The 8782-nt window shown below is 62.7% G+C and carries 12 protein-coding genes; 3 read left to right on the plus strand and 9 right to left on the minus strand.

The genetic code is table 11. The features are described 5' to 3' along the window. From JWP26_RS00005 to JWP26_RS00035, 7 genes are all read right to left on the minus strand, one after another. Nucleotides 1-569: nucleoside 2-deoxyribosyltransferase (locus JWP26_RS00005; RefSeq protein ID WP_299721660.1), on the minus strand; the 569-nt coding region annotated here is incomplete at its 3' end. Further along, nucleotides 566-1147: an AAA family ATPase gene (locus JWP26_RS00010; protein WP_299721662.1), complete on the minus strand. Its 582-nt coding sequence runs from the start codon at nt 1145-1147 to the stop codon at nt 566-568. The genes JWP26_RS00005 and JWP26_RS00010, both read right to left, overlap by 4 nt. A gap of 26 nt (nt 1148-1173) precedes the next feature. Continuing rightward, nucleotides 1174-1932: an ABC transporter permease gene (locus JWP26_RS00015; RefSeq protein ID WP_299721663.1), complete on the minus strand. Its 759-nt coding sequence runs from the start codon at nt 1930-1932 to the stop codon at nt 1174-1176. Continuing rightward, nucleotides 1929-2687, minus strand: coding sequence for an ABC transporter permease (locus tag JWP26_RS00020; RefSeq protein ID WP_299721665.1), 759 nt, complete (start codon nt 2685-2687; stop codon nt 1929-1931). Before JWP26_RS00020 ends, JWP26_RS00015 begins: the two co-directional genes overlap by 4 nt. Continuing rightward, nucleotides 2684-3460 carry an ABC transporter ATP-binding protein gene (locus tag JWP26_RS00025; RefSeq protein ID WP_299721667.1) on the minus strand — a complete coding sequence of 259 codons (777 nt, stop codon included), beginning with the start codon at nt 3458-3460 and terminating at the stop codon, nt 2684-2686. The genes JWP26_RS00020 and JWP26_RS00025 overlap by 4 nt, the downstream gene beginning before the upstream one ends. Nucleotides 3461-3524: 64 nt before the next feature. Next, on the minus strand, nt 3525-3839 hold the full coding sequence (locus JWP26_RS00030) for a hypothetical protein (protein WP_299721669.1): 315 nt from the start codon (nt 3837-3839) through the stop codon (nt 3525-3527). A gap of 12 nt (nt 3840-3851) precedes the next feature. Continuing rightward, on the minus strand, nt 3852-4559 hold the full coding sequence (locus JWP26_RS00035; RefSeq protein ID WP_299721674.1) for an ABC transporter substrate-binding protein: 708 nt from the start codon (nt 4557-4559) through the stop codon (nt 3852-3854). A 187-nt stretch (nt 4560-4746) separates the two neighbouring features. Between JWP26_RS00035 and JWP26_RS00040 the strand changes: the two genes are divergently transcribed. Further along, nucleotides 4747-5616, plus strand: coding sequence for a MurR/RpiR family transcriptional regulator (locus tag JWP26_RS00040; protein ID WP_299721676.1), 870 nt, complete (start codon nt 4747-4749; stop codon nt 5614-5616). Nucleotides 5617-5670: 54 nt separating this feature from the next. On the opposite strand, the gene JWP26_RS00045 is transcribed toward JWP26_RS00040, so the two are convergent. Then, the gene (locus tag JWP26_RS00045) at nt 5671-6492 is read right to left on the minus strand and encodes an isocitrate lyase/phosphoenolpyruvate mutase family protein (RefSeq protein WP_299721678.1); all 822 of its coding nucleotides are present in this window, start codon (nt 6490-6492) and stop codon (nt 5671-5673) included. Between the two features lie 100 nt (nt 6493-6592). Here JWP26_RS00045 and JWP26_RS00050 point away from each other — a divergent pair, with 100 nt between their 5' ends. Then, complete coding sequence (locus JWP26_RS00050; RefSeq protein ID WP_299721682.1) at nt 6593-7249, plus strand: uracil-DNA glycosylase family protein; 657 nt, start codon at nt 6593-6595, stop codon at nt 7247-7249. Here the strand turns inward: JWP26_RS00050 and mug are convergent. Then, nucleotides 7246-7818: a G/U mismatch-specific DNA glycosylase gene (mug, locus tag JWP26_RS00055; protein ID WP_299721684.1), complete on the minus strand. Its 573-nt coding sequence runs from the start codon at nt 7816-7818 to the stop codon at nt 7246-7248. The genes JWP26_RS00050 and mug overlap by 4 nt on opposite strands. A 142-nt stretch (nt 7819-7960) precedes the next feature. Here mug and JWP26_RS00060 point away from each other — a divergent pair, with 142 nt between their 5' ends. Further along, a complete protein-coding gene (locus JWP26_RS00060; protein WP_299721685.1) occupies nt 7961-8470 on the plus strand; it encodes a methylated-DNA--[protein]-cysteine S-methyltransferase in 510 nt (169 codons plus the stop codon). Nucleotides 8471-8782 lie beyond the last annotated feature (312 nt).

An 8782-nucleotide genomic window follows, 5' to 3' on the forward strand; every position in this document is an offset into this window, starting at 1 on the left:
GCCCGCGCCAGGCGCAGGCATTCCTGGAACGCGTCGAGATCCTGCAGCAGCCGCTCGGGCGATACTTCGCGCTGGACCAGCACGCAGCCCAACGCCTCAATGCCGCCATCCAGCATCAGGTTGTCGACCATGCCGTGGTCTTCCAACATCAGGCCATCGCGGCCGCGCATGACGCCCTGGGCGTCCTTGCGGGTCGCGCCATGATAGAAATCCTCGGACAGGCGTTCGAAATAGCCGCGGGTGGTATTGGTATAGCCAAAGGCCGGCTTGCGCAGCGCGCACATGAAACCAACCTCGAAGGCGGTGCCGATATCGGCCGAAATGCCGCGAAACGGGGTCAGGTTGGCGATCACCAGATCGGCATCGCGCATCATCGCCTCGTTGGCGGCGCTGATTTGGCAGCCGAAAGCGAATGGCGTCACGCCCGTTGGATCCAGCGCGTCCTCGGCCATAGTGCTGGGGAAGAACCCATGCTCCATCGCCATCCTTCCCTTGAGCCCCACCTGCTCACTGCCATTGGGCAGGAACACTTCGGGGCCGGCGATATAGACCTTGTGGGTGGGCGTCATACCAGCTTCCCGTCAGCCAAGGCCGCCATGATCCAGTCTCGGTATTTGTGATCCTTGTCGTTGATCTCGGGGATCACCTTGGAGGCCTCCGACATGAAGAAATAGTAGTCGCGGCCCATTTCCTGGCCGCGGCGGGTGTGCATGTCGAGTGCCACGTCGGGGATTTCGGCCACGCGTTCGCCCAGCTCCACCACGCGCTTGGCCCAATTGGTCATGTCGTCGCTGGTGCGATCCTTCTTGGACGTCGTCAGCACCCGAATGGCGTGGACGGCGAACAGGAAGCGGTCGCCGGTCGGGCGCGGATAGCGCTTGTGCTGCTGGTAGAGCGTTTCCACCAGTACCGGCGCGTCGAGATTGCCGAAGCCTATATCCTCGACCGCGATGACGCAGAGGCGCGACCACAGCATTTCTTCCATTTCGGGGCTGGTGATGAACATTTCCCAGCCCAGCAGCAGCACGTTTTCGGTCATGCCGCGGCGCGTGCATTTCTGCAGCGCCGAAATCACCTCGTCGGCCGCAAAGCCGTTTTCGGTGGTGGTCCGCTGCCAGGGATCGGGGGGTTGCTGCACTTTGACCATGAGAATGGCTCCTGAGATAAAAGAGGTTACTGCCAGCGCGCTGCGACGCGCCGCTCGGCGGCCATGACCAGCCCGAAGCAGATCACGGCGGTGATGGTGGCGATGATCGAGGTGCCGAAGGCGCGCTCCATGGCAAAGCGTCCCGACGCCTCGCGGAACATGAAGCCCAGCCCCGACTTGCCCATCAGCAGTTCGGCGAGAATTGCCGCGAGGATCGCCTCGGGCGCGGTGAGGCGCAGGGCGATCATCAGATTGGGCACGGCCGCGGGCAGCACCAGACGCAGGAAGCGCTGGGTGCGGCTGGCGCCGAACACCCTAAACAGATCGTCGCTGCCCGGCGGCAGGGCGCGCAGCCCCGCCCCGACAAAGACGAAGGTCGGAAAGAACGCCGCGATGGCGACGATGGCGATTTCGGTGCGCATGTCATAGCCCAAGAGGCGGGCAATGATCGGGATCAAAGCCACTACGGGCACGCAGGAGAAGATCAGCCCGAGCGGGGTCAACAACCCATTGAGCAGCCGCGACGCCCAGGCCACCAACGCCAGGATGATGCCGCCGGCCAGCCCTAGGATCAGTCCGAGCAGCGCCACGATGAAGGTCTGCGCCGCATTGGCGGCATAGAGGCCGGGCGCCGAGGCGAGATCGAGGAACACGCTGGCCGGGCTGGGCAACACGATGGCGTTGAGCCCGGAAATATTGACCCAGGCCTCCCACAGCACGAGGATGGCGATGACGCCCCAATAGTTGGACAGGAAGCGCCCCAGGCCTTTGATCACGCCGCTCATTGATAGCGTCCGTAGGTAAGGCGTTCGACCAGACTCATCAGTCCGAACAGGGCGAGTGAAGAGGCAGTGACGATCAGCACCGCGCTCCAAAGCAGCGGTATCTGGAAATTCTGCATCGCGGACACCATCAGCAAGCCCAGCCCGCGCGACGCCCCGAACCACTCGCCAACAATGGCGCCAATGAACGCGACGGGGATGGCCAGCTTCATGCCCGAGACGATGTCCGGCAGCGCGGCGGGAAGTTCGAGACGCAGGAAGCGGGTGACCGGGCTGGCGCCGAGCGCGGTGAAGACGTCGCGATGGGCCGCCGAAGCCGCGTTGAGGCCGGACGTGGTGGCGACATAGATCATGTAGAAAACGCCAAGCGCCGCAATCGAGGCCGGGGTGGAGTCGCGGTTCGCCGCGACCATGAACAGCGGCGCCAGCGCGACCAGCGGAATGGCGTGGATCACGGCGATCAGCCGATCGAGGCCCGGCTTGAGCACAGTGGCGACGCGGCCCAGCATGGCCAGCGCAATCCCCGCAATGACGCCAATCCCATAGCCGGTGACGACGGCGATAAAGCTGGCAGTTATGGCCCGCGCAAACAGCGTCCGCTTGGACGGATCGGCGACAAAGACCAGAACATCGGTCAGCGGCGGCCAGGTGAGACCAGCCAACCGATAGACCCCAATAACCTGCCACATGCCGAGGAACAGGCCGATCCCAACCAGCCCGAGCAGGAAGCGCTGCAATCCGTCGGATCGCGCCGTCATTCCGCCTCGCCCTCCGGTTCTAGCGCCAGGGTGAGCTCGTCCACCAGTTGATGGAAAGCCGGATCGCGCATCACCGAAGGCTTGCGCGGCCGCTCGAAGGGCACGGTAATATCGCGGATGATGCGCCCCGGGCGGCCGCTCATGACGATGACGCGGTCGGCCAGGAACAGTGCCTCATCCACCGAATGGGTGACCAGCAGTGTCGTGATGCGTTGGGCGCTCCAGATGCGCTGCAGCTCCACATTCATCTGCCGCCGCGTCACCGCATCGAGCGCACCGAACGGCTCGTCGAGCAACAGCACTTCGGGCTGCAGCGCCAAAGCGCGGGCAATCGAAGCACGTTGGCGCATGCCGCCAGATAGCTGCCGCGGACGGGCCTTTTCGAAGCCCGACAGACCCACCAGCCGGATCAATTCGGCGACCCGCGCGCTATCCACTTTCTTGCCGGCGACCTGGAACGGCAGCGCCACGTTGGCACGGACATCCAGCCAGGGCAGCAGTGCATGGTCCTGAAAGGCGACGCCCAACCGATGCGAGCGGCTCAGCGCCTGCGGATCGGCACCTTCGATGCTGACCTTACCGGTGCTGGGCGCTTCCAGCGCCGCCACCAGCCGAAGGATGGTGCTCTTGCCGCACCCGGATGGCCCGAGCAAGGCGACAAACTCGCCCTTGCCGATGGAAAGATCGATATCCGAGAGGGCGGTAAATTGCTTGCCGCCATCCAGCGCAAAGCTTTTGCCGACATGATCGAGCCGAATGGCCGGGACCGTCATAAGCATTCCAGATTTGAAGAAAAAGGACAGGGTGAAGGGGACTAGTCCCCTTCAAAACCCCTTTTTATTTGATTGCGGCCAGCGCTTCTTCGAGCGGACCGAGATCGACGATCTGCTGGGTTGGCGGCATGGTGGTGATACCCGCCGACTTGGCGATCGCTGCAATCGTGGTCTGCACCACGGCCGGATCGAACCAGAATGGACCAGGCGCGCCGGCAGCCTGGATCAGCGGCTGGCCGAGTTCGTTCTGCCGGATCTGCTGGGCCAGTTCGAGGCCGAAATCGGCGCCGTATTTGTCGACGATCAACTGGGCGGCGACCTTGGGGTCCTTGCCATTCTCGATCAAGCCGCGCACCAGAGCCTTGAGGTAACCTACCACCAGCGGACGGTTTTATGCGACGTATTTCCTGTCGGCGATGATAATGCCGGCCGGGGTGGCATAGCCCAGGTCCGCCATCAGGGTGACGAAGAAATCGGTGTCGCGCTTGAGCCCCATATTCTCCAGCGTAATCGGCTGGTTGGTGGCAAAGGCGAAATAGGCATCGCCATCGCCAGCGACCAACGGCTCAGGCGAAAAGCCCGTCGGCACCAGGGTGTAATCGAGCGGCAGGCCGGCCTTGTTGAGGATGAAATCCACGGTGTTCTTGTCGGCCGGCATCTGGTTGAGAATGCGGATGCCGACGAGGTCCTTGGGCTCCTTGACCGGATGCTTGGCCAGCGAGATCAGCGCTGCGGGGCTGATGGGGAAAGCGGCGCCGAGCACCACGAAATCATTGCCCTTGCCGACCGCTTCGAGGAACGGAATCCAGTCGCCGCCGGCAAATTGCGCGTCGCCGGCCGAAAGCGACACCAGCACGCCCGGCGCATTGGGGCCGCCCGGCGTATAATGGATATCGATGCCCTCTTCGGCGAAATAGCCGTTTTCGATGGCGATCCACAGGCCGGCATATTCGGCATTAGGAATCCAGCCGAGCGCGGTCGTGACCGGCGTTAGGGTCTGGCTCACGGCCCAGCCGGGGATGCTCATGGCTAGGCCGGTACCGGCCAGGCTGACCAGCATTTGCCGGCGGTTGAGAGAAAAGGATGGCAGCTTCGTCATTTGCGGTTACGCTCCTTGGCAGCGAAAACGGGACGTTCGCCGACGCTTGACGGCGCCTCCCCCGAGGCGATGTTATTTTTGTTACAGACGACGTTAGCATATGTAACAATACATTCAACCGGCAATGAGGATGATTTTGGCAGAAATTTATAACCGCCCAAAAAATGGGCTTCCTGCACAAACTCTGGTGGCTGAGCGGATCGCGACGCACTATCCCAAGCTGTCGGCGGCGCTGCGCCAGTTCGCCGATTTCGTGCTGGCCGAGCCCCTGCAACTGGCCCGGATGAGCATCCATGAAGCTGTGGAAACGGTGGGGGTTTCGGTAGCCACTGCCAACCGCTTCGCCACCACGATCGGCTTTGCCGGCTATGCCGATTTTCGCAATGAGCTGATCCGCGGCTTCGAAAAGCTGTTTGCGCCCGTGGAAAAGCTCAAGCAAAAGCTGGCCGAGGGCGCCAGCCCCCAAGACGTGATGATCGCCTCACTGCGCGAGGACATCGCCAATATCGAAGCCACCATAGCCAAGCTGACGCCCGACAAAACCGAGCGGGCAGTCGAGATGATCGTCAAGGCCAAGCGCATTTTCATCGTCGGCTTCGAGAATGCCGCCAGCCTCGCCAATATCCTGGCCGTGGGGATCGAGCTGACCGGCGGCAATGCCCGCACTGTCGAGAATGGTGGCGGCACGGTCGGCGCGGCCCGACAATTGTTCAAGTTCGGCCCCGACGACCTGGTGATTGCCATCGCCTTCTCGCTCTATATGCGCGACACCGTGGTCGTCACCCGCCACGCAAAGCGCCACGGCATCCCGGTGCTGACCATCACCGACCACCTGAATTCGCCCTTGGCCGCAGTGGGCGACCTGTCGCTATTCGTCGAGGCCTATCACGAATACAACCCGCCCTCGGATACCGCTATCCTGGCCCTGATCGAGGCCCTGGTCGCCGCCGTCGCCAGCCGCTTGCCCAATGCCGTGGACGTCGCCGAGCGCTTCGCGGCCTTCTCCTACCCCTGGATGATGAGCACCGATCCCGACTGGTCGCCGCTCAAAGGCTGAAGCGCGGGGCGAAACGATCCACTTTGCGCTTCACCGCTGCCGGCGGCACTGCCCTCAGCGCCTGTCCGGGAATTTCTCGAAGATGCCATTGAGCCCGGATGCGCCTTGGCTCAACGGCTCGAACGAGCCGCCATTGATCGCCGTGGCCGCCGCCATGGTCGCCGCCCAACCCACTGAGGCCAGCGAGCCGCCCACGCTCAAGCGTCGCACGCCAAGATCGGCCATCTCGCTCACCGTCCAGCCCGGATCCCAGACCAGCACATTGAGCGGCTTGGGGGACACTGCCCGCACCATGGTGGCGATGGCCTCCTTGCTGGCAACACCAGGGGCATAAAGACAATCGGCGCCCGCATCGGCGAACGCCACCAGCCTGTCGATGGCCGGCGTCAACGCATCCCCATCGATCAGCAGTCCCTCAGTGCGGGCAACCAGCAGCACATCCTCGCCCGATTGGTCGATCGCCAACCGCGCCGCCTTAAGCCGTTCCAGCGCCGTCGCCATGTCATAGAGCCCACCATTTTCAACATCACGGTCCTCGATGGACAGACCGGCGATCCCGGTCGCAATGGCAAGCCTCACATTCTCCGCCACGCCTTCGCTCGTCTTCGAAAATCCCGCCTCGAAATCCGCATTGACCGGTAGATCGACCGCCGCACTCACGGCTCGCAAATGCTCCAGAACGTCTTCCCGCGTGGCCGCATAATCCGGCCGCCCGGTCGTCCAGGCATAACCACTGCTGGTCGATGCCAGCGCACTAAACCCCAAATGCTGCAACATGCGCGCGCTGCCCACATCCCACGGATTGGGCAGCACAAAGCATCCCTCTCGATGCAACGCCCGAAACGCTGCCCGCTTCTCTTCAGTGGTAAGGCTCATTGGGGTCTCCAGTTGGATACGGTGTTATGACAGTTTTATCTTCTCCGGCAGGCTTCCACCATGCTCTGCTCGCCCGGAAAACTCCAATGAGAGTCCCACTATGAGCGAGCCACCTGCCAAGCTTGTATCCGCGCCGGACGCCGAATTCACGGCACTGCTGGGGAGCATCCGCGCCTGCCGCATCTGCCACGACACGCCCAGCTTCGGCGGACCGCTACCGCACGAGCCACGCCCGGTGATCCAGGCAGCGCCCCAAGCGCGCATCTGCATTGTCGGCCAGGCGCCGGGCACGCGAGTTCATGCATCGGGCCGCCCGTTTACCGACGCCTCCGGCGATCGGTTGCGGGACTGGCTGGGCATCGGCGAAGCCGATTTCTACGATCCAGAAAAGGTCGCGCTCATTCCCATGGGCTTCTGCTTTCCGGGAAACGACGCCAAAGGCGGCGACCTGCCGCCGCGCCGCGAATGCGCTCCTGCTTGGCATGAAGCCGTCTTTGCTCATCTGCCGAATATCGAACTAATGCTCCTGATCGGCCAATATGCGCAGCGCCAATACCTCGAGCGCTCGGACACCTCCACGGGACTGACCGGCACGGTGCAGGAATGGCGGAAAATCTATCACCGCTCCGCAACGCCCCGAACCATCCCTTTGCCGCACCCATCCTGGCGCAACAGCGGCTGGCTCAAACAGAACACTTGGTTCGAAGCCGAACTGCTGCCGGTGCTGCGCGCGGATATCACAGGGCTTCTCGGCTAGTCGAAAGCGCGCCCCGTTTCTCCGGCATCCAATGCATCGCGAAGTTCGCGATAGGCGCTGACCAGCCGGACCAGCGGGAACGCTCGGTTCAGGCCGCTGGGATTGGGCAGTACCCAAACGATCGCCCCTCCGAACCGATGGTCCTGCCGTCCCCAGGGCATATCCTTTTTGCCAGAGATCGCCCCATAGGCAGCCTTGCCGAGGAAGGCCAGCACGACGGGCCGGTAGGTTTCGATCTTGGCTTGCAACACGCCTGCGGATTGGACCAGCTCCAGCCGCGTCAAATCGCTGGCCTGCCGCGCTGGCCGGGCGACCGCTGTTGTCAGGCCATAGCCATAGTCCAATACCGAGTCGCCCTGTTCTGGAGTAATCTGAGTGGGCGTGAAGCCGGCCAAGTGTAGCGTCCGCCAAAATCGGTTACTGGGACTGGAAAAATGTTTCCCCGAAATCGCAGCCGTCGCGGCAGGATTGATACCGCAGAACACGATCGACAGTCTCGGCGCTAGTATGTCCGCCAGCCCGGAAATAGTGGCGGCGCCCTCCGGCAGATCATCGGTCAGTTGCGACATGGGCGGTTAGTGCCTGATCTGGTTAAGAACGGTTGGCAATGTATAAACTCGGTCGCTTCCCGGCCACGATCGGCCGCAATATCCATGCACGCGGGCTAGAGGTTGCGGCCAATGCCGCCGAGGCATTCCCTAGGACAACATCATGACGCTCTCACACAAATTCGTCGATATGCCGGTTGGGCAACTCAAGCTAGTCGCCAGCCCCAAAGGCCTCGCGGCGATTCTTTGGCCAGATGATGATCCAAAACGCGTGCGTTTGGATGCTACGACGGAAGATCGCGAGCAGCCCATACTGATCGAGACCGAGCGGCAGCTTCGCGCCTATTTCGCCGGCAAATTGCAGCGCTTCACTGTCCCGCTCGATTTCCGAGGCACACTGTTTCAGAAGAGCGTCTGGCAGGCGCTGCCGTCGATCCCGTTTGGCGAAAGCCGCACCTACCGGCAGATCGCCGAACAAATCGGCAAGCCGACCGCTTTCAGGGCGGTTGGCGCGGCGAATGGCAAGAACCCGATCTCGATTATTGCGCTCTGCCATCGCGTCCTCGGCTCCGACGGTACCCTCACTGGCTTCGCTGGCGGTCTCGAGGTGAAGCATTTCCTGCTGCGGCTCGAGGGCGTCGACGCGTCCCGGTACCTGCTGCCGGCGGCTTAGGGCGCGTCGGGTGGCTCAAATGGCCGATGACTGGTGGCTCATATGGCCGATGGCCGATGGCCGATGGCCGATGGCCGATGGCCGATGGCCGATGGCCGATGGCCGATGGCCGATGGCCGATGGCCGGGAGGGTATTGTTGGGGCTGTGGCTGTCAACGGCACGCGGCGGCATTCTGGGCGCCCTGGAAACGCAAAAACCCCCAGTCATTTCTGACTGGGGGTTTTGTGTTTCGACATTGTATTTGAGACCCATACGTTTTTGGCAGACCTTGCAGCGACCTACTCTCCCAAGCCTTGAGACTTAGTACCATT

Source organism: Devosia sp. (genome assembly GCF_028290435.1).
Taxonomy (GTDB): domain Bacteria; phylum Pseudomonadota; class Alphaproteobacteria; order Rhizobiales; family Devosiaceae; genus Devosia.

What these genes read in the sequence shown, in the direction of transcription:
- JWP26_RS00010 (WP_299721662.1), bottom strand. Translation starts at nt 1,147, where the DNA reads ATGGTCAAAGTGCAGCAACCCCCCGATCCCTGGCAGCGGACCACCACC.
- JWP26_RS00015 (WP_299721663.1), bottom strand. Translation starts at nt 1,932, where the DNA reads ATGAGCGGCGTGATCAAAGGCCTGGGGCGCTTCCTGTCCAACTATTGG.
- JWP26_RS00020 (WP_299721665.1), bottom strand. Translation starts at nt 2,687, where the DNA reads ATGACGGCGCGATCCGACGGATTGCAGCGCTTCCTGCTCGGGCTGGTT.
- JWP26_RS00025 (WP_299721667.1), bottom strand. Translation starts at nt 3,460, where the DNA reads ATGACGGTCCCGGCCATTCGGCTCGATCATGTCGGCAAAAGCTTTGCG.
- JWP26_RS00035 (WP_299721674.1), bottom strand. Translation starts at nt 4,559, where the DNA reads ATGACGAAGCTGCCATCCTTTTCTCTCAACCGCCGGCAAATGCTGGTC.
- JWP26_RS00045 (WP_299721678.1), bottom strand. Translation starts at nt 6,492, where the DNA reads ATGAGCCTTACCACTGAAGAGAAGCGGGCAGCGTTTCGGGCGTTGCAT.
- JWP26_RS00050 (WP_299721682.1), top strand. Translation starts at nt 6,593, where the DNA reads ATGAGCGAGCCACCTGCCAAGCTTGTATCCGCGCCGGACGCCGAATTC.
- mug (WP_299721684.1), bottom strand. Translation starts at nt 7,818, where the DNA reads ATGTCGCAACTGACCGATGATCTGCCGGAGGGCGCCGCCACTATTTCC.
- JWP26_RS00060 (WP_299721685.1), top strand. Translation starts at nt 7,961, where the DNA reads ATGACGCTCTCACACAAATTCGTCGATATGCCGGTTGGGCAACTCAAG.